The 20,106-nt window shown below is 56.7% G+C and carries 15 protein-coding genes; 10 read left to right on the forward strand and 5 right to left on the reverse strand.

Translation table 11 applies throughout. The features are described 5' to 3' along the window. Window positions 1–124 precede the first annotated feature (124 nt). On the reverse strand, window positions 125–2,044 hold the full coding sequence (locus F560_RS22600) for a glycoside hydrolase family 30 protein (RefSeq protein ID WP_019004723.1): 1,920 nt from the start codon (window positions 2,042–2,044) through the stop codon (window positions 125–127). 265 nt (window positions 2,045–2,309) lie between these two features. Here F560_RS22600 and F560_RS0105520 point away from each other — a divergent pair, with 265 nt between their 5' ends. From F560_RS0105520 to F560_RS0105540, 5 genes are all read left to right on the forward strand, one after another. Then, window positions 2,310–3,317 carry a LacI family DNA-binding transcriptional regulator gene (locus F560_RS0105520; RefSeq protein ID WP_019004724.1) on the forward strand — a complete coding sequence of 336 codons (1,008 nt, stop codon included), beginning with the start codon at window positions 2,310–2,312 and terminating at the stop codon, window positions 3,315–3,317. Window positions 3,318–3,393: 76 nt separating this feature from the next. Continuing rightward, entirely contained in the window at window positions 3,394–4,308 is a 915-nt protein-coding gene (locus F560_RS0105525; protein WP_019004725.1) for an ABC transporter permease, read from the forward strand. A 14-nt stretch (window positions 4,309–4,322) separates the two neighbouring features. Further along, window positions 4,323–5,210 carry a carbohydrate ABC transporter permease gene (locus tag F560_RS0105530; protein WP_019004726.1) on the forward strand — a complete coding sequence of 296 codons (888 nt, stop codon included), beginning with the start codon at window positions 4,323–4,325 and terminating at the stop codon, window positions 5,208–5,210. A gap of 50 nt (window positions 5,211–5,260) precedes the next feature. Further along, entirely contained in the window at window positions 5,261–6,847 is a 1,587-nt protein-coding gene (locus tag F560_RS0105535; RefSeq protein ID WP_019004727.1) for an extracellular solute-binding protein, read from the forward strand. A gap of 30 nt (window positions 6,848–6,877) precedes the next feature. Beyond that, complete coding sequence (locus F560_RS0105540; RefSeq protein ID WP_019004728.1) at window positions 6,878–8,221, forward strand: glycoside hydrolase family 30 protein; 1,344 nt, start codon at window positions 6,878–6,880, stop codon at window positions 8,219–8,221. A gap of 120 nt (window positions 8,222–8,341) precedes the next feature. On the opposite strand, the gene F560_RS0105545 is transcribed toward F560_RS0105540, so the two are convergent. From F560_RS0105545 to F560_RS0105560, 4 genes are read right to left on the reverse strand one after another with little or no spacing between them, the layout of a single operon-like run. Next, window positions 8,342–9,172: a carbohydrate ABC transporter permease gene (locus tag F560_RS0105545; RefSeq protein ID WP_019004729.1), complete on the reverse strand. Its 831-nt coding sequence runs from the start codon at window positions 9,170–9,172 to the stop codon at window positions 8,342–8,344. Further along, window positions 9,147–10,118, reverse strand: coding sequence for a carbohydrate ABC transporter permease (locus F560_RS0105550; RefSeq protein WP_019004730.1), 972 nt, complete (start codon window positions 10,116–10,118; stop codon window positions 9,147–9,149). The genes F560_RS0105545 and F560_RS0105550 overlap by 26 nt, the downstream gene beginning before the upstream one ends. Before the next feature lie 14 nt (window positions 10,119–10,132). Further along, a complete protein-coding gene (locus F560_RS0105555; RefSeq protein WP_019004731.1) occupies window positions 10,133–11,467 on the reverse strand; it encodes an ABC transporter substrate-binding protein in 1,335 nt (444 codons plus the stop codon). 7 nt (window positions 11,468–11,474) lie between these two features. Further along, the gene (locus F560_RS0105560) at window positions 11,475–13,463 is read right to left on the reverse strand and encodes a hypothetical protein (protein WP_019004732.1); all 1,989 of its coding nucleotides are present in this window, start codon (window positions 13,461–13,463) and stop codon (window positions 11,475–11,477) included. 231 nt (window positions 13,464–13,694) lie between these two features. Here F560_RS0105560 and F560_RS0105565 point away from each other — a divergent pair, with 231 nt between their 5' ends. The 5 genes from F560_RS0105565 (at window position 13,695) to F560_RS0105585 (ending at window position 20,099) form a co-directional block, all read left to right on the forward strand. After that, on the forward strand, window positions 13,695–14,993 hold the full coding sequence (locus F560_RS0105565) for an AGE family epimerase/isomerase (RefSeq protein ID WP_019004733.1): 1,299 nt from the start codon (window positions 13,695–13,697) through the stop codon (window positions 14,991–14,993). A gap of 179 nt (window positions 14,994–15,172) precedes the next feature. Further along, window positions 15,173–16,696 carry a glycoside hydrolase family 3 protein gene (locus F560_RS22605; protein ID WP_019004734.1) on the forward strand — a complete coding sequence of 508 codons (1,524 nt, stop codon included), beginning with the start codon at window positions 15,173–15,175 and terminating at the stop codon, window positions 16,694–16,696. Further along, complete coding sequence (locus tag F560_RS0105575; RefSeq protein WP_019004735.1) at window positions 16,693–17,613, forward strand: ABC transporter permease; 921 nt, start codon at window positions 16,693–16,695, stop codon at window positions 17,611–17,613. The genes F560_RS22605 and F560_RS0105575 overlap by 4 nt, the downstream gene beginning before the upstream one ends. Further along, a complete protein-coding gene (locus F560_RS0105580; protein ID WP_019004736.1) occupies window positions 17,613–18,485 on the forward strand; it encodes a carbohydrate ABC transporter permease in 873 nt (290 codons plus the stop codon). Before F560_RS0105575 ends, F560_RS0105580 begins: the two co-directional genes overlap by 1 nt. An 81-nt stretch (window positions 18,486–18,566) precedes the next feature. Next, window positions 18,567–20,099, forward strand: coding sequence for an extracellular solute-binding protein (locus F560_RS0105585; protein ID WP_019004737.1), 1,533 nt, complete (start codon window positions 18,567–18,569; stop codon window positions 20,097–20,099). The last annotated feature ends 7 nt before the right edge of the window (window positions 20,100–20,106 follow it).

Raw genomic sequence — 20,106 nt, forward strand, 5'->3', positions numbered from 1 at the left:
TGTCCCTTTATAGCCATAAGAAATGCACCCCCTAGAATTTTCATCGGATTAACCAAGGGGTTTTTCCAATGTCTATTCTAAAGGGTGCACTCTATGATCCCCCGGCGGGATTTTCTTAAGGCGGTTATTTTCTCACCAGTTCGAAATCGTCGAATACGGCCCAGTTGCCGGCATTGGCGTTGGAATAGACGCCAATGGTAATCGTGCCCGTCGTCACGTTGATATTGTCGATCGTATACGGGGTCCAAGCGTCGACCGCAGCGGAACCGATATTGCCGTACAGCGTACCGCCGCCGTAATTGCTGGCTTCGAGCCGGAGCGTGTTTTGGCCTCCGCCGGAACGTACCCATACGGTTGCCTTGTAGGTTCCGTTCGGAACCGATACCGCCTGGTACGTCGTTTGCTGATAAGCGCCGGGGGCCCAATGAACAAGCTTATACGAGCCGGAACGGGGATTGTCGCTGTCGACCTTATGCGCGGCAGCCTGACCGTCCGGCGTCCAACTGGACCATGCGCTTAAGCTTCCCGTTTCGAATCCGGGGTTCTGAAGCAGGTTGCCGCCGCCGCTTCCGCTGCCGGACCACGTGAACGTTGCCGCCGCGCCGGCGGGGAGCGTATAGACGAACGCCTGGGAAGCCCAACGGACCTTAAAGGTGATGCTGGATGCGCTGTTGTTCAAGGCGATCAAGACTTTGGAGCCGTCGGGATTTTTGAAAGCCACGTTCTCGATCCCGCCGCTGTACGTGTTGGAATCGATGCGGACAGCGCCGGGCTTGACGAATTTGCTGGCGTGGCCCAGCACGTAATATTCCACGTTCTTCGTCACATTTCCATTGCTGGGATTAATCGTGACGACGCCCCGGCAATCCGTGCATCCGCCGTTGGTCGGACCGTGGTTGGGGTCCAGCGCCAAATTCCATAAGAGCACCGTTTGGGCCCAGTTGCGGGTCGCTCCGATAATCAGGTTGGACAAATTCCATTTCAGATTATCGCCGAAATTCGTGGCCCATTCTCCGCCGCTGCACTCGGTAAAATAAATATTTTTGGAGGGATACGCGTTGTGGACCGTGGTCATGGCCGACGGATTGCCCGCGTAACAGTGCCAGGCGGATCCGTCGATATATTGGCTTGCCGCCGCATCGGCGAAAATGTTGGTTGCGTAATAGGTTTGGTCCCAGTTGTGGTCGTATACGACGATTTTGGCGGGAATGTTGTTGCTGCGGAAGGCCGGGCCGAGGTAATTTTTGATAAAATCCCTCTGCTCCGTGTCCGACATGCTCATGCTCGGATAGCCGGAAGTCGTGTGAAGAGGCTCGTTCTGTACGGTGATGGCGTCGATCGGTACGCCTTCGGCTTTAAAAGCGTTGATGTATTTGACAAAGTAGTTGGCATAAGCGGTATAGTATCTTGAATCGTACCATTTCAAATAACTGCCGTTGAGCGTTTCGGTATCTTTCATCCACGCCGGCGCCGACCATGGAGATCCCAATATCTTGACGCCGCTGTTGACGCTGAGAATCGATTTGAGGGTCGGGATGACATCCGTCTTGTCCGGATTGATGGAGAAATAATTCAGGTCGAAATCGTCGATGTTGTTGGGCGTATCGTTATACGTATAGCTGGACAAGGAGAAGTCCGACGCGCCGATGGTATGGCGGATGTAGCTCAGCCCGATGCCGCCCGCGCCGAACAAGTCGTTTAACAGGGCGCTGCGCTGCGAAGCCGACATCTTCTGATTGATCAGATAAGCCGAGGAACCCGTGACGGCTGCGCCGAAGCCTTTGATTGTCTGGTACGTCGTATTTTCATTCACGTTGACGGTGGTGGCGTAGGTCCCGCTGTCCGCGCCAAAGGATACGTCCGATTGTTTTTGCAGCAGTTTGCTTTGGTCGCCCGTCGTCATCCAGACATTGACGGTTTCGCCGGCCGCGTCGACTTCCGTTAACCTGCCCAATAGAGGGAACAGGAACAGGGCAAGAACGAGTACGGAACAGCCCCAGAAATAAGCGGAGCGTTTGGACTTCGATTTCGCCTTCAAAAGCATCAACAAAACCTCCTTATTAAATGAAATCGATTACACCCAACCAAAAACCAAACTCTAAAGCACCCTAAAGCAAAACATACAGCAAAAAACAGCCAAACCATAACTGAAATCGCTTACAGGCCTGTGATTCATTATATGACGAAACATACAATTTTTGTCAACCCCCATTTTTGAAAGAAATCATTCGGAAATATCAAAGCACCATCTTGTAATCGATTTCAGATTTGATATAATACAATCAACTCCGAAGGAAGAAAGTGAGCCAATGAAGGACAGCAAAATTATCGACGTCGCCAGAAGGGCGAACGTCTCCGTGGCAACGGTATCGAGGGTGCTCAATGCGAGCCATTTGGTCAGTCCGAAAACGAAAGAAAAGGTGCTCAAGGCGATCGAAGAAATGAACTATACGCCGAACGCATTGGCCAAAAACCTCCGTTCGCGAAAAACGATGACCCTGGGTGTTGTGGTTTCGGACATTCTGGTGGCCTACTATGCAGAAATTATCAAGGGGATCGAAAATACGGCCAATTCGCTGCAGTACAAAATCCTTATTTGCGATGCGCAGAACCAGAAGGAAAAAGAACAGGAATACATGTCCTTGCTGATGAACCGTACGGTGGACGGCATGATCCTGGTGACGCCCAAGCTTTCCAACAAGGAAATCGCGGCCTATGCGGACAACGGGTATACGATCGGGCTGATCGGCCGGTTCATCGACCATCCGAACATTCCGTGCGCCTATACGGACAACGTCAAGATGGCGAAGGAGGTCGTGAACCATCTCATCGGGCAGGGCCACGAGAAAATCGCGTTTCTCAGCGGATATGCGGATGCGATCGACAGCTACGAACGGCTTGAAGGATATATGAAAGCGCTTCGCGATGCCGGAATGCCGTTCATCCCGGATTTGATCGAAAACGGCAACTTCAACGAAGAGGGAGGGTACGCCGCTTTTAAACGCCTGAAAGAGAAAAACATCGATTTTACCGCGGTATTCGCGGCTAACGACGAGATGGCGCTTGGCGTATACAAAGCCTGCCGCGAGTTGTCCATCGAGATTCCCCGGCAAATGGCCGTTGTGGGGGTGGATAACAACAGGATCACCAAATACGTGACGCCGAAGATGAGCACGGTGGAGCAGCCCAAATATACGATGGGGGCCCTGCTGGCGGAGAAGCTGATCGATCAAATGAACGACAACGCCTTTAGCGACAAGCGCGCCTTTAAAGTCGATTCCAAGCTGCTGATCCGGGAGTCGTCTCTTTCCTCCTGACAACCCAAATTTTTTTAACGCAAAAAGTAATCGATTACATCGGGATATGTACCCGATGGCCTGGAGGTGCTTTTGGATGCGCCATTTTTGGCTGGAACTGCGCAAAAACAAAGTCCTGTTTCTGATGATCTTGCCGACCTTGCTGTTTTTTGCGGTATTTGCGTACTTTCCGATGGTAGGCGTTTATTATGCATTTACTTCCTACAGCTTTGAAGGCGGATTATTTGGAAGCGAATTCATAGGGTTGAAAAACTTCGAGTTTCTGTTTGAGTCCGGCGTCCTGTGGAACCTGACCAAAAATACGATTCTATACAACCTGGCGTTTATTTTTATCGGCAACATCCTGCAATTGATCTGCGCCATCTTCCTCAGCGAGCTTCCCGGCAAATGGTTCAAAAAGACGACGCAATCCGTTATGTTCCTTCCGTTCTTTGTCTCTTTCGTCCTCGTGGGGGCGTTCGTGTTCAATTTGTTCAGCGTCAACAACGGCGTGGTCAACACGATGCTGGAGCAGCTCGGCCTTCCTCCTTACGACTTCTACCTGCATACGGCCCCATGGAAATACATCATCGTGTTTTTTCAGGTTTGGAAAGGCCTCGGGTATGGAACGGTCATTTATCTAGCGGCCATCATGAGCATCAGCGACGAGTATCATGAAGCGGCCAAAATCGACGGCGCGAACATTTTCCAGCGGGTCCGGTACATCGTTCTCCCGATGCTGGTGCCGACGTTCATTTTGCTGATTCTTCTGGCTCTCGGCGGCATTCTCAAAGGACAGTTCGATCTTTTCTACCAAATCATCGGCAACAACGGCATGCTTTTCGAATCGACGGACATTATCGACACCTATGTCTATCGCTCTCTGGCGGTAAACTTCGATATCGGGATGGGGACCGCGGCCGGCCTTTACCAATCCGTCTTCGGATTCATTCTTGTCGTCACGGTCAATGCGATCATCCGCAAAACCCGCGAAGATTACGCGCTGTTCTAGGAGGAGGAATCGGCTTGAAAATCAAGACGGAAAAATCGACGGTCGCATTCAATGCGATCGGCTACACGATCATTACGCTGCTGACGCTGGCTTGCTTGCTTCCGTTCCTGCTCATCGTATCCGGCTCTTTCACCGCGGAGACGGAAATCATCGCGGAAGGGTTCAAGCTGATCCCGGACCAGATCTCGCTCGACGCCTACAAGGCCGTGTTCAGCAATCCGGCCCAGATTGTCAATGCCTACAAAGTGACGATCGGACTGACGGTCGTCGGAACGCTGGCCGGCTTGTTCCTGACGTCGATGGCGGGGTACGTGCTGTCGCGCAAACATTTCAAATACCGGAACGGTCTCTCGTTCTTTATATACTTCACCACGCTTTTTAGCGGCGGCTTGATTCCCTGGTACATTCTGATCGTCAAGTATTTGGGATGGAAGGACAGCTACCTTGCGCTGCTCATTCCGTCCATGATCGGCGCCTGGAACATCATTCTCATGAAAAATTTCATGAAATCCATTCCGGACTCGATTACGGAGTCCGCGAAGATCGACGGGGCCGGGGATTTCACGATTTATTGGAAGCTCGTCCTGCCCTTGTCGACCCCGGGACTGGCGACCATCGGCTTGTTTTTGGCGCTTTCGTATTGGAACGATTGGTTTCTGGCCAACCTCTTCATCACGTCGGAAAACAAATACCCCTTGCAGTTTTTGCTGTACAGAATTCTGGCCAGCGCAGCCGTGCTGAAGACGAACGTCGCCGGCAATTTGTCTCCGGATTTCAAGCCGCCCGCCGAAACGCTGAAAATGGCGACCGCCGTCGTCGTCACCGGACCGATCGTCTTTCTGTACCCGTTTGTCCAGCGCTATTTTGTCAAAGGTCTGACGATCGGAGCGGTAAAAGGTTAGAACCGGGCAACCGGCTAACATAGCAAACTTACCTTCAAGGAGGAGTCTGCATGTACAACAAACGGACAAAAGTTTCTTACTTTTTGACAGCGCTTTTATTGCTGGCCGTCTTTTTGTCGGCCTGTACCAATAAAGCGAACGAAGGGAGCAACCCGAAGGGCGAAGCGTCCCCCTCTTCGGGAAATGCCGGCGGGCCGTCCGGCAAGCCGGATACGTCCAAAAAAGTGGAGCTGGTCTGGTATTTGCTCGGCGATCCCCATCCGGATACCGAGAAAGTCGTGGCGGAATGGAACAAAATGCTGGAGAAAGAATTGAACACCACGGTCAAATTGAATTTCACCTCCTGGAACGATTGGCAGACGAAATACAATTTGCTGCTGACGTCCGGCGAGAAGATCGACATGATCTTCGCATCCACCTGGGCCGATTACTACAAATTTGCAAGCCAAGGCGCCTTCATGCCGCTCGACGAGCTGCTGCCCGTGTACGCTCCGGAAACCTGGAGCAAAGTTCCGAAGCAGGATTGGGTTGAAGCGACGGTCAAAGGCAAAATCTACGCCGTGCCGGCCACATACCCGGAATATACGCCCGACGGACTCGTGTACCGGGAAGACTGGCGGAAAGAGCTGGGCCTTCCGGAAATCACCGATCTGGATTCGCTCGAAGCGTATCTCGACGGCGTAAAAAAAGCGAAGCCGGACGTAACGCCGATCAACGGCAAGGCGTGGAACGAAGCTTACACGCTTTTCAAAGCCTACCACGGCTACGAGCAGATCGGCGGCGACAGCGGCGTGGTCGTGGCCCGGTCGTACGATACGCCGAGAGATATCATCGCTTATCCGTTTACCGACGAGTTCGAAGCCTGGGTCAAACGAATGAAAACGTGGGCGGACAAAGGGTTCTGGACTTCCGATTCCCTCTCTTCCCAAAAGGAAGCCGGAGACGCCATCCGAACGGGCAACGGGGCCGTTTATTGGCGGAACGCGCCCGGCGCCGGAGGCTTTATCGTCGGGTTGAAGGAAACGAATCCGGAAATCGAGATGGGCTATTTCCCGTTCACCCGATTCCACCATTACGCCATGCCCACGCTTTCCGTGAACAACGCGATGGCGATTCCGAAAAGCGCGGCCAATCCGGAACGGTCGCTCATGGTGCTCGATAAGCTTCGCAACGATCCGAAGCATTACGATTTGATGACCTACGGCATCGAAGGCACGCATTATTCCATCGCCGAAGACGGCAAATCGATCGTTCCGCCTGCAAGCGCGAAGAACAACAAAGACTGGAAAAAGTACGATATCGCAAGCTGGGGCTGGCGGATCGAGAGCAATTCGAGGGAGAAGCAGGCCTCGGGTTGGGAAGGGTTCGACAAGCTGCTGGAAGAGTTCAAATCGATCAGCAAGCCGAACATCTTTGCGCCGGTTCTGCTGGATTACAAGCCGGTCAAATCGCAGCAAGCCGCAGTCAACCAGGTGTTCCAGCAATACGGCCAGCCGCTCATGATGGGGCTTGTTCCGGATGTGGACAAAGCGCTCGAAGTCTTCCGCAAGCAGTTGAAAGCCGCAGGCGTGGACGACATCGTGGAGTACGTCAAAACGGAAGCGAACAAGCATTTCGATGAAAAAGGCATAAACTGATCCGCCGGATCGTGGAGGGAGAGAACAAACATGACCAAACGCAATATCCGCATTTTTCTAACAGCCCGGAATACGGCAGACCGCCTGACGGAGCAGGCGCCGCTGTCGTTCGAACCGGATCTGCGCGGGGTGGAAAATGAGCTGATCAACGTATTTGAAGATGTCGAGTTTCAGACGGTTCAAGGTTTCGGCGGCGCGTTCACGGAAGCCGCGGCGGTCACGCTGCAGAAGATGAGCCCCGAAAAGCAGCGGGAAATCGTAAAGGCTTATTTTTCGCCGGAATCCGGACACGGCTACACGTTCTGCCGCACGCATATCCACAGCTGCGACTTTGCCTTGGGCAATTACACGTATGTGGAACCGGGGGACCGGGAGCTGAAGACGTTCAGCGTGGAACGCGACCGGAGCGCGCTCATTCCCTTCATCCGGGAGGCCATGAGAACGGCCGGCACGCCGCTGACGCTGTTCGCTTCCCCGTGGAGCCCGCCGGATTGGATGAAGTCGAACGGCCAAATGAACGGGGGAGGCAAGCTGCTTCCCGAATATCGGGAAAGCTGGGCCGACTATTTTGTGAAATATATCCGGGCCTATGAGGAAGAAGGCATCGCGATTTGGGGCGTAACGGCGCAGAACGAACCGAACGCCGCGCAAAGTTGGGATTCGTGCTTGTATACGGCGGAAGAAGAACGCGATTTCGTGCGGGATTGCCTCGGACCGGCCTTGGAGCGGGCGGGGCTCGGACACGTCCGGATCATCGTATGGGATCATAATAAGGAACGCATCTATGACCGGGCGAAGACCATCCTGAGCGATCCCGCCGCCAACCGCTATGTTTACGGCGTCGGCTTCCACTGGTATTCCGGCGATCACTTCGAAGGCCTTGCCGCCGTGCAGCGGAAATACCCGGACAAGGCGCTCATTTTTACGGAAGGCTGCGTGGCGTTCCATGAAAAGACGGGTCCTTGGGAAAGCGGCGAACAATACGGGCACGACATTCTCGGCAATTTGAACCACGGCATGTCCGCATGGACCGATTGGAATCTGCTGCTGGACGAACGGGGCGGGCCGAATCATGTGGCCAATTTCTGCAGCGCCCCGATCATGGCCGATACGCAGACGGACACGATCTATTACCAAAGCTCGTTCTATTATATCGGACATTTCAGCCGGTTCATCCGTCCCGGCGCGGTGCGCATCGGATTCAGCCGCTATACCGACCGCCTGGAAACGACGGCCTTCCGCAATCCGGACGGTTCGGTCGCCGTCGTGGTCATGAATCGGACCGACGAGGAGATTCCGTTCGTTCTCCGAACGGAGCACGGCATTGTCGAAACCGCAAGTCCGGCGCATTCCATTCAAACGATGGTTTATTGATCGTTGATCGCCGTACGAGATAGATAGGCTCCCCTTATCGTAGACAGGTCAATCCTAGAACCCGCTACTGTGAGGGGAGCTTTTCATGTCCGCTATAAGCCGGTTGGAGAGATGGAGAAATCATCCTTTGATTCCGGTAACCGTGGTGCCTTCGATGAAATAGCGCTGGAACAAGAAAAAGACGAGCAAGCAGGGAAGCATGAGCAAAATGGAAGCCGCCATGAGGTAATGCCACTGGCTGACGTATTCGCCTTGAAACGAATAAAGCCCCAGCGACAAGGTCCGGACATGGTCGGATTGCAAATAGATGAGCGGACCGAGAAAGTCGTTCCACGTATGCATAAACGTAAAAATCGTGACCGTCGCGAGCGCAGGCCGGATTAACGGAAGCATGACGTACAGCAGAAGGCGCAGCGGCCCGCATCCGTCGATGATGGCGGCTTCGTCCAGCTCCCGCGGAACGGTCATGAAAAATTGCCGAAGCAGAAAAATGTAAAACGCCGTACCGAAAAATGCCGGCACCGTGAGCGGCTTAAACGTATCGATCCACCCGAGCCATTTCATCAAAATATACAGAGGAATCATCGTAATCTGGCCGGGGATCAGCATCGTGGAAATGAGAATCAGAAACCAAAAGTTCCGCCCTTTGAAATCGAATCGGGCAAAGCCGAAAGCGACCAGCGTGCAGGACAGCAAGGTACCGACAATCGTGAGCCCCGTAATCGTCACCGTATTGCCCAGAAGCGTCCAGAACCTCATCATGCGCATGGCGTCGCCAAAGTTTTCCCAATGATAATCGGTCGGAAAGATTTTCGGCGGAATGGTCAGAACGGCGGCCGAGCTTTTGAGCGCTGTCGTCAGCATAAACAAAAAGGGAAGCATGAAGACGGCGGAGCATAGAACGAGCAGCAAGTAGATGACCGTTTTACCGAATATCCGTCTGCGGCGCATGCCCCTCACCTCCTCCCGTGCGGGCAAGCCGCGATCGGCGGCGCTTCGGCCGGCTTGCCGCCAACGCTTCGCCTTCGTAGTACACCCAGCGCCCCGACGTTTGGAACAACACGAGAATCAAGACCAAGATAATGACAAAGAGCACCCAGCCCAGCGCGGAAGCATATCCCATTTTGAAAAATTGAAAAGCGTTTTGATATAAGTATAGGACATAAAAGAGCGTGGCGTTGCCCGGGCCGCCTCCGGTCATCACCAGCGCCTGAGTGAACACCTGGAACGAACCGATCAGTCCCATGATCAGGTTAAAAAACACGGTCGGCGTCAGCAGCGGCACCGTAATGTGCCAGAATCGGCGGAGCGGGCCTGCGCCGTCCAATTCCGCAGCCTCATGCAGCGAGCGTGGCACGCCCTGAAGACCGGCGAGGTAGATGACCATGCTTCCGCCGACGCCCCATAAGCTCATGATGATGATCGACAGCAAGGCGGTTTTCGAATCCGTCAGCCATTGGGGGCCTTTCACTCCGAACCAGGACAGCACGGTGTTCAAAAGTCCGTAATTGCCTTCGAAGATCCAGATCCACAGCATGGACACCGCCACGCCGGACACGACGGAGGGAAGATAGAAGAGGGTGCGGAAAAACCGCATCCCCTTCACGTTTTGATTCAGCAGCAAGGCGAGAAGGATGCTCAGCGCCGTCCCGAGCGGCACGCTGCTGAGGACGTAGATGGCCGTCACCTTGAGGGAGTCGCGGACATTCGGGTCATGCGCAAGCTTATCGAAGTTGCGGAGCCCGACGAACTTCGCCGGTTCGAGGATATTCCAGTCGGTAAAGGCGAGTCCGAACGAATATCCGAGCGGAAATAGGGTGAAGCAGGCCAGCCCGATCAGCCACGGCGAAATGAACAGGTATCCGGTTATGTTTCGTTTTCGGGTCATGGCGCTCATGGGGCCGCCTCCTTTCACTTGCCGGCCAGAATTTCGTTGATTTTCTTATCGACGCTCGCCAGCGCGGGTTCGGCTTCCTGTTCCCCGTTCCAGTACAGTTGGAGCAGCTTCGTCATTTCGGTGTTGATTTGCGTCCAGTCGGCCGAGCTCGGAGCGACGCGGGCATATTGAGTTGCGTCAACGATTTCCTGAAGATGAATGTTCTTATAGGTCGGATGCTCGAAGCCTTTGGTGGCAAGCGGCGTGCCGATCAGCGATTTCAGCGTCGGCAGTCCGGCGAAGCCTCCGTTGAATTTGAGCTTCTGGCCTTCTTCTCCGGCGAGCCACGCCAAGAATTTCACCGCTTCTTCCGCATGCTTGGTCGATTTGGAAACGGCAAAGCCTCCGAGCGCGATAGAGGTGGCCTTCGTCTTGCCTGCAGGCGGAGCGACGACATCCCATTCGAACGCCGTATCGCGCAGGATGGTCGAAGCGACCCAGGCGCCGCCGAAATACATGGCGGCCTTGCCCTGCTGGAACAGCTGATAGCTCGGCGTCGTTTGCATCGAGCTGGCCGTCGGCGCCACTTTGTGCTCGTTCATCAGGCTGCGGATAAAGGTGAAGGCCTCCAGCGCTTCGGGCGAATGGATAACCGACTTCGTGCCGTCGGGGCTGAGGATATCGCCGTTATTTTGCCACACGAACGGTGCCCAGAAGTTCCAGCTCAGATCCTGGGCGTAACCGTACTGAACGATTTGATCCCCGTTTCGAACGGTGAGCGCTTTCGCCTTTTGCAGCAATTCGTCCCACGACATCCCCGCCTTCGGGTATTCGACCTTTGCCTGATCGAACATCTCCTTGTTGTAAAAAAGCACGATCGGAGCCGCGTCGCCGGGAAGCCCGTAGATCTTGTCCTTCCATTTGTATCCGGCCATAACGTTGTCGAGAAAGTCCCCGCTCTTAAAGTACTTGCCGTCGTACGGAGTCAAATCGAGCAGGGCGTTGCGGTCGGCGAACGAAGGCACGTCCTGGTTGCTCATCCAGAACACGTCCGGGGCGTTGCCGCCGGCGATCCGCGTCATGATGGTCGAGGTGAAGTCTTTGGCTATCGCTTGAGGCGTAATTTTGACGTTCGGATGCGTGTTTTCGTATTCCTTGAAAATCGATTTGTACAAATCGTAGGTAGGGCCGTCGCCGCCGTTAAAGCCGAACGTCAATTCAACGGTTTCAGCGGGGGCGGCTTCGCCTTTGGCGCTTGGCGAGCTCGCCGCGCCGGAAGACGCGGGGTTATCCGGCGTTTTGCCGGACGAGCAGGCGCTGGTCAAGGCGATCAATAAAGCGGCGGTGAGCGTAAGCCCGAATTTTTTCATGCGGTGTTCATCCTTTCTTTTGCAAATGTAGGTCTGCGGCATGCAGCGGCAGCAGTTCGTCTTCGAGCAATCCCATCAGCAGTCCGGCGGCGATTTCGGCTACCGACCAGCCGGATTCGATAGCCCAAGGCCCCCAGCCGGAATCGGCCGGCGAGCCGAACACTTCCATCCGTTCCACATCGAGCGCGCGGGCCCAGGCGCCGTCGATTTGCGGGTCGGAGCTGACGATTTGCGCGCCGAGCATAAAGCGGACGGTATCCAGCCACTTGCGCCGGAACCAGCGGTCTCCCGTCACGAAGTAGGCTTGAATCCAGGCCAGGGGGAGCCAATTGTTCGAATAGAGCAGATCCGCGACGGGGTCTCCGTTGCGGGCGAGCAGAGAGCTTTCGCCTTCGCCCGCTTTGTGGCGCATGGCGGCCAGGTATCCGTCGTCCCACTCCACATAGGCGCCGCTTTCGTGGGCAAAAGCCTGCAGGTCGTTTGCCGCCCGATACAGCCATTCGCGGTGTTCCTCCGAGCCCGTGACGGCATACAGCCAGGTGAGGGGCAGAATGAGCCGGCAGAGCTCCTGGGTCTGGCTTTGTTCCCGTTTGGTAACGGGGTATACGGCCATGATGGAAGACAGCCCCTTGACCGCCGTTTCCCGGAACAGCTCCCGTCCCGTCAAACGGTACGCCAGGCACAGCGCCGCATAATAGTAGGCGTTATAATGGGCGCTGGGCAAGTTTCCGGGGGTTGTGCGCAGCCGCTCAAGCTCCTCTTCCGTCAGGAGATTGTTGTCGGTGCGGGAGCGCCGCGTGCCGTCCGTCCCGGTCGTGCGAACCAGGAAGAGAAGAACGTCTTCGCAGTCCTTCAGCCGTTCCGACGTTCCCTCGTACAGGCAGCGAAACAGATGGGGGAGCAACGCGCGGGCCGCATCGTCCTGATAGCAGACGCCCCATGCTTCGTCCGTCCAGCGCATCATGCCGTACAACGGCCCCGGATCCCGGCAAACGTAATGATCCAGGACATAGCCGGTCAAGCGTCTGGAAATGCGGTCGCTGCGGGCATCCCCGCTTACCCGGGAATGGAGCCAGTAAGGAAACGCGAGCTCGCCGATACAGTCGGCCCGCCGGATGCGGCTGATTCTCTGGCGTCCCGTATAGTCGATCTCCGTCCCTAATCCTTCCAGGGCGCCGTCCTTTCCTTCGTTTTGCAGAATGCCGGCCCGTTCCACCCACGCCAGCGCGCGTTCGGCGGCTTTTCGGATCTCGTCCGCGCCGGGTTCCGAGCCGGGCGCCCGCAGTCCTTTGGACAGCGGTTCAACCGCTGCGGCCAAGCGATAGTGCCGGGGATATTCGAAGTCTGGCACTTCCTGCCCGCCGAGCCAGCCGAGAATATAACGGACCAGCTTGCGGACGCGGTCGTGCGGAGCATGGCGGGCGCGGGAGAACGTCGCCAGCCGGAACGCGCATACGAGCAGGCATCCGTTCTGTTCGAACCACAGGGCGCGTTCCCGGTCCTCGTCCTCGGGGCTCCATTCTTCGTCGTGCGCCTGAATCCGGTCGTGCGCCTGTACGTTGACATACGACAGAAGCGGCGCTGTCTTGGAACAGGCAAAAGCGTGAGGCCTCAGCCGTTCGCCGCACTGGTCGTCGATGAGCGCGCCCCGCGGCTCGCCTTCCAGCCATCCTTCGGCCGCTACGGCCAACCGGAGATAACGCGTCGAGGACGGCGGTTCAAAGTATACGTGGCCGATGCTTCCCGTAAATTCCGCAAACACGCGTTTGCCTGCCGCGATCTCGCGCTCGATAAACGTGCGGACCGGCGGCGGAAGAAGCAGCGGCTGCGGTTCGGTGCCCCCCAGAACGGCATACGCGTCCGCAGGATGGTCCGAGAGCAGAAGCGCGTCGTCCGGATGCACGACCGCAAGCTTAGGATCGAGCGTTTTCATGCAGGACAGCAGATCGCTGTCCGACGCAGCAATGACGGCCAATCGCCGCTTGGCAGACGGCAAGTCGATTCCCCCTTATCGTGCAGATAACATGCAGAGCTATCCCCAAGCTACCACCGCGGAAAATTCCGGAGTAGATGAAAAATGTATAAAAATCAGGACGATTGTGACCGCCGCTTGAAAAAGTCACGATTGTCCGCATTGCAGCACAAAATTCGCCTATCCCGTGCGGATTTCGCTTTTTATAATCGGATCCATCGGATGTGAAGCCGAACGAGAAAGGCGGGGGACGAAATGATACGGGAAGCGTCGGAACGAAGGAAGCTGCTGAACGTTTACCGCTCTGTCCTGCGGCAGGACCTGCTCCCCTTCTGGGAGCGGGCCGTCGATCCGGTTCGCGGAGGCGTCTATACCTGCTTCGATAACCGCGGGGAACGCAGGCTGAGCTCGGACAAATATACGTGGTCGCAAGGCCGATTTTTGTGGATATGGTCGCGGATGGCCGACTTGTGCGCACGGAAGCTGGCGGACGGCGATCCGAACCGCTATCTGGAGCAGGCGGCGCGGACGTACCGGTTTTTGCGCCGGCATGCCTGTCTTCCAAACGGCCATTGCGCGTTTCTGCTTGCGGAGAACGGGGAGCCGAAAGAGCCGGTCGCGGGTCTTGGGTACGATACGAGCTTTTATGCGGACTGCTTCGTGATTCTGGGGTACACCGAGTATGGCCGGGTTTCCGGCGACCGCGAAGCGCTTCGACAGGCGGCCCTGCTGTACGAATCGGTGGAAAGGCGCCTGCGCGCAAAGACGGTGCGGAGCGAGCCTTATCCCGTACCGGAAGGCATGGCGTCGCACGGTTACGCGATGATCATGCTCAATGCCGCTCAGGAGCTGGCGGATGCGTGGGCGTCCGTGGACAGGAGACAAGCCGATTGGTTCCGGCAAAGGAGCGCCGCGTATATGGCGGATATTATGAAACGATTTCGCGATTCGCAGGGACGCGTGCGCGAGGTGCTGCCCGACGGAGAGACGGCGGAGCGGCACGAGAGCGACCGGCTGCTTCTGCGCCATATCAATCCCGGGCATACGGTCGAAAGCATGTGGTTCGTGATGCGGGAAGCGGCCAAAACGGGAAACCGCGACTATGTCCGGCAGGCGGCCCTGTCCGTGAAGCGGGCGCTTGAGCTCGGTTGGGACAACGAATACGGCGGTCTGCTCCGGTATGTCGACAAGGATGGCGGCCCTCCCTCGGGACGGCGGACGATCGGGATCGAGGAGGCGGAACGGTTCGAAACCTTGATCGAAACGACGTGGAGCACGAAATTGTGGTGGCCGCATTCGGAATCGCTTTATGCGGCGCTGCTCGGTTACCGGTTGACCGGAGACGAGGAGCTGGCGGACTGGTACGAGCGCCTTCACCGCTATGCGTTCAGCGTCTTTCCGAATGACGACAAGGCCGTCGGCGAGTGGATTCAAATCCGCGAACGCGACGGCAGGCCGTCCGAACAGGTGGTCGCGCTGCCGGTCAAAGACCCGTATCACCTTTTGCGAAACGTCATGCTGATCATCGAGCTGCTTTGCGATTGGGAGCGCTGAAGACGAGGGAGCCGGCTTTCCGGACAAGCGCGAACAGGTCACAAGAGTACCGGAACAAGGCACGGATTTGCCTCACCCTTGCGCCGGGCGGCGTCTTACAATGAACGGGAACCGGCCGGACGAAGCGACAGGTTCTTCGTCATCGCCGGACGTCATGACAACAAGCGGGGGAGGGCATCATGCGGCTTTCGGATCTGAGTTTAGAAGAAAAAGTCGGACAAATGTTTGCGGTAAGCCACCGCGGCACCGAAATGACGGATATTTCGAAAAGGTTGATTGAAACCCGCGGCATCGGCGGCATCTTTCTCGGTACCGATTGTTTGGAGGAACCGCGGCAGGTCCACCGCTTGACGACGGAGCTGCAGCGGGCGGCGCTCGGCACGCGGCTTGGCATTCCGCTGTTCATATCCGCCGACTTCGTGGCCGGAGCCGGCTGCAAGCTGCGGCGGGGCGCCGTCCACTTTCCGAAAAACCGGGCCCTGGCGGTGTCCGGGGACGAAGCGCTGGCCTACGAGTCGGGACGCATCACGGCGGAAGAGTCGTTGGCGATGGGGGTCAATTTCAACTACAGCCCCGTCGTGGATATCAACAACAACCCGGACAATCCGGTGATCGGCACGCATTCGTTCGGGGAGGACAAGGAGCTCGTCTCCCTTCTCGGCTCGGCCGTCATCCGCGGCTACCAGGATCACGGGCTGATCGCGACGGCCAAGCATTTCCCCGGACACGGCGATACGCATGTGGATTCCCACGAGGATTTGCCGGTGCTTCCGTTCGGCAGGCAGCGGCTGGAAGCGTTCGAATTTGCGCCGTTCCGCCGGGCGATCGAGTCCGGCGTCGAGGCCGTCATGGTCGGGCATATCGCGGCGCCGGCCTTGGACCCCAGCGGCATGCCGGCTTCCTTGTCGCCTGCGATCATTACGGGAATCTTGCGTCGGCAGCTCGGCTTCGGCGGTCTCGTCGTCACGGACGGACTGTCGATGAAAGGGGTGACCAACCGCTTTTCCATGGAAGAGGCGTGCGTACGGGCGGTTGCGGCGGGCGCCGACATTCTTCTTGCGACGGTGCCGGACGGCGAGACGGCGCTGTCTTTGATCGACGCGGTTCTGAATGCGGTCCGCGGCGGCGACATCGAGGAGCGGCGGATCGACGAGTCGGCGGAACGCATCCTGGCGGTGAAGCGAAAGTACGGCCTTCTGCCGGAAACGTTCGCGCTGCGTCCGTTCGATCCGGCGGCGACGGGCCGCGAGTCCGACCGGGCGGTAAGCCTTGCGGCCGCCCGAAAGGCCGTCACGCCGGTTCACGGGATGAAGCCGCTGGCGGAAGACGGGCGTCTGCCTGGCGCCGTCACGCTCGTCCGCGATGCCCAGGCGGCGCGCTTTGCGGACCTTTTGCGCAGCAAAGGCGTCCTGGCCGGCGAAACGGTTGTCGACGCCGAGACCGGGCTGCCCGGCGCCATCGCCGGGACGGATGTTTCCGAGACGGTGCTTGTAGCCGCCGGCGGTTCGAAGCCGATGCGCAAGGACGTGCTGCGGGCATGCCGCGAGGCGCTGGCGCAACGACCGAAATCGGCGTGGGTCCATTTCGGCTCGCCATACGATGCGGATGCCCTGCAGGGAGTGCCGATGCTTCTGCTCTACGATACTGCGGCCGATTTGCAGCAGGCGGCGGCGGAATACATCCTGGGCCAGTCCGGAACATGAAGCGAGGGGTGCTTGTGAAAGGCCTTGAAAAAACGTTGCGAGCCGATTGGATGCTCTATTTGTTCCTCGTACCCGGCGTCGCTTATTTCATCATCTTCAAATATTTGCCGATGTACGGCGTTGTGATCGCCTTTCAGGATTACAGCCCGTTTCTCGGCATCAGCGGCAGCGAATTCGTCGGATGGAAGCATTTTGCCCGTTTTTTCACGGACGACGAATTCGCGACGGTGTTCCGCAATACGCTGCTGATCAGCTTGTATAAGCTTGTTTTCGGCTTTCCGGTTCCGATTCTGCTCGCGCTCATGCTGAACGAAGTTCGGATCGGCTGGTTCAAAAAGACGACGCAGACGCTGCTTTACATCCCGCACTTTTTCTCGTGGGTCATCTTCGGGGGCATCGTCATCCAGGTGCTGTCGTCGACCGGCATCGTCAATTCGGTTCTGCAGTTCTTCGGCATGGAGCCCGTGCTGTTCCTTGCGCAAAAGGAATATTTCCGCAGCATTATTGTGATCAGCGATATCGTCAAAGAATCGGGTTGGGCGTCGATCATTTATTTGGCGGCCATCGCGGGCGTCGATCCCGCTTTGTACGAAGCCGCCCGCATGGACGGAGCCAAGAAACGGCACGAAATCTGGCATATTACGCTCCCGTGCATCAGCAGCACGATTATGATCCTGTTGATTCTGCGCCTCGGTTCCATTCTGGAGCTCGGCGTCCAGCAGGTGTTCATGCTTTATAATCCGCTGGTGTACGAAGTCGGCGATATTATCGACACTTACGTGTACCGCGTCGGGTTGACCGAACAGAAATACAGCTTCGCCACCGCGGTCGGCCTGTTTCAATCGGTGGTCGGCCTCATCCTCATCTACTTGGCGAACGGGCTGGCGAAGCGGTTCGGCAAAGGAGGGCTTTGGTAATGCGTTCCGCTGCGCTTTCCGACCGGATCGGCCATGCCGCGAATCTGATTTTGCTTGCCATGATGGGGCTGGTCGCCCTGTTTCCGTTCCTGCACGTGCTTTCGCAGTCGCTTAGCAGCCATACGGCCATCGTGTCCGGACGCGTAACGGTTTACCCCGTCGGGCTGCAGCTGGAGGCTTATCATCAGCTGCTGCAGGACCGCGCGTTCTACCGCTCGTTCGGCGTTGCGATCGTCCGCACCGTGCTCGGCACGGCCATCAACATGACGCTTACCTGCCTGATGGCCTATTCCCTTTCGCGCAAGCATTTGAAAGGGCGGGGGCTGATCATGAATATGGTCATCTTCACCATGATCTTCAACGGCGGCATGATTCCGACCTTTTTGCTGCTCAAGCAGCTCCATTTGCTCGATACCCTCTGGTCGCTGATTCTGCCTTCCGCGGTCAGCGCCTTTAACCTGATCTTGCTGAAGAATTTTTTCCAGAGCATTCCCGAAAGTCTGGTGGAATCGGCTCGAATCGACGGCGCGGGCCACGGCGTCATTTTGTGGCGCCTGTTCATCCCGCTGTCCCTTCCCGCGATGGCGACGCTGACGCTGTTTTATGCGGTGATGCATTGGAATACGTACTTCGACGCGGTGATGTATATCAACAATCCGAAGCTGCTGCCGCTGCAGGTGTATCTTCGGAATGTCATCGTCCTTAACGATTCCAACATGAACGTGACCGATTTTTCGGGCGCGACGCTGATTTCCCGGGAAAGCCTGAAGGCGGCGACGATTATCGCCAGCGTCGTCCCGATGATTGCGGTTTATCCGTTCGTGCAGCATTATTTCGTCAAAGGAGTGATGCTTGGAGCCGTCAAGGAATAAGGTACGCCGCTTAGAGGTTATCGATGGAGAAAGCGAAAGCCGGTCTCGGCATGCGTTCAAAAACAAGGGAGGGTTAACGGTATGAAAAAACGAACATTGATTTCGATCCTGTTGACGGCGGTATTGGCCGTATCCGCGCTGGCCGGATGCTCGTCGAAGGGCGGGGACAAAGCGGAAAACGGAAAAAATGCGTCGCCCTCGTCTGATCAGACGACCGTGAAGGCGTTCATTATGGGAGGCGCGACGTTCCCTGACGGGGAGGATATCAACCACAATCCGTGGATAACGATGCTCCGCGAGGAAACGGGAGTCGACCTGCAGATCCAATACGGACCCGCGGCCGCCGACGAATATATGAACAAGCTGAATCTGATGCTTGCGTCAGGCGATATTCCCGACCTGTTCATCATTCCCAGCGCCAATCAAAGCTGGCTGATGGACAATGCGAAGCTTGGCGCCATCATGCGGCTTGACGGCAAGCTGGATGCGTACGCGAACTTAATGAATGCGGTTTATCCCGAAGCATGGGACGCGGTTACCTACAACGGCGGCATTTACGGCGTGCCCGTGCTGGCCGACGGGAATTCGGCGACGGATAACGTCTATATCCGCAAAGACTGGCTGGATAAGCTGAAGCTGGACGTGCCGAAAACGCTGGACGAGTTCGTAAAGGTAGCCAAAGCGTTTAAAGAGCAGGATCCGGACGGCAACGGAAAGGCCGATACGCTGGGCCTCATCGCTTACGACAACATGCTGGCCTGGTCGAGCCTGTTCGGCGCTTTCGGGGTCATTCCCGGCTACTGGGTGGAAAAGAACGGTACGCTCGTTCCGGCGGACATCCAGCCCGAAATGAAGGACGCCCTTGCCTACATTCATCAGCTCTTTGCCGACAAAGTGCTGGATAACGAATGGCCGATCACGAAGAAGGCGGCTTACGAGGAGAAAGTGGCCAACGGGAAGGCGGGCTTGTACGAGGGCAGCTGGGCGGCCGCGCGCAGCGAAATTCAAACCAGCCGGCAGAACGATCCGAAGGCCGATTGGATCGCCATCGCTCCGCCGGTCGGACCCGGAGGCAAACAGGGCGTCTTCGGCGGGCCCAAGTACAAATCGATTATCGCCATCTCCAGCAAGGCCAAAAACGTCGACGCGATTTTGAAACTGCTCGATTGGCAGGCCGTGCCGGAGAACCGCGACAAATTCGTTTTCGGCTTCGGTCAATACGGCGAAAATTTCATGTATACGAAGAAAAACGGCTCTATCGAGCTCAATTTCGACAACCACAACAAATACGGCTACCGCCAGCAGCTCATGTTTATGCAGCCTAAGGAACTGAACGAACAAAAAATGGAAGCGCTCGGACCGCAGTTCAAGCTGAACGACATGATCAAGCTGTCGATCCAGTACGGCATTCCGAACGCCTTCACCGGGGCGCCGACCCCTTCCATGGTGGAAAACCAGAGCGCTTTGGACAAATTGCGCCAGGAGACGTTCACGAAGATCATCATCGGCGAGCTGCCCGTCAGCGCGTTCGACGATTTCGTCGCGAGCTACAAGGCGAAAGGCGGAGACAAAATCATGAAAGAGGTGGCGGACTGGTACGCAGAGAAGAAATAATAGAATA

The organism is Cohnella laeviribosi DSM 21336 (assembly GCF_000378425.1).
Classification (GTDB): domain Bacteria; phylum Bacillota; class Bacilli; order Paenibacillales; family Paenibacillaceae; genus Cohnella; species Cohnella laeviribosi.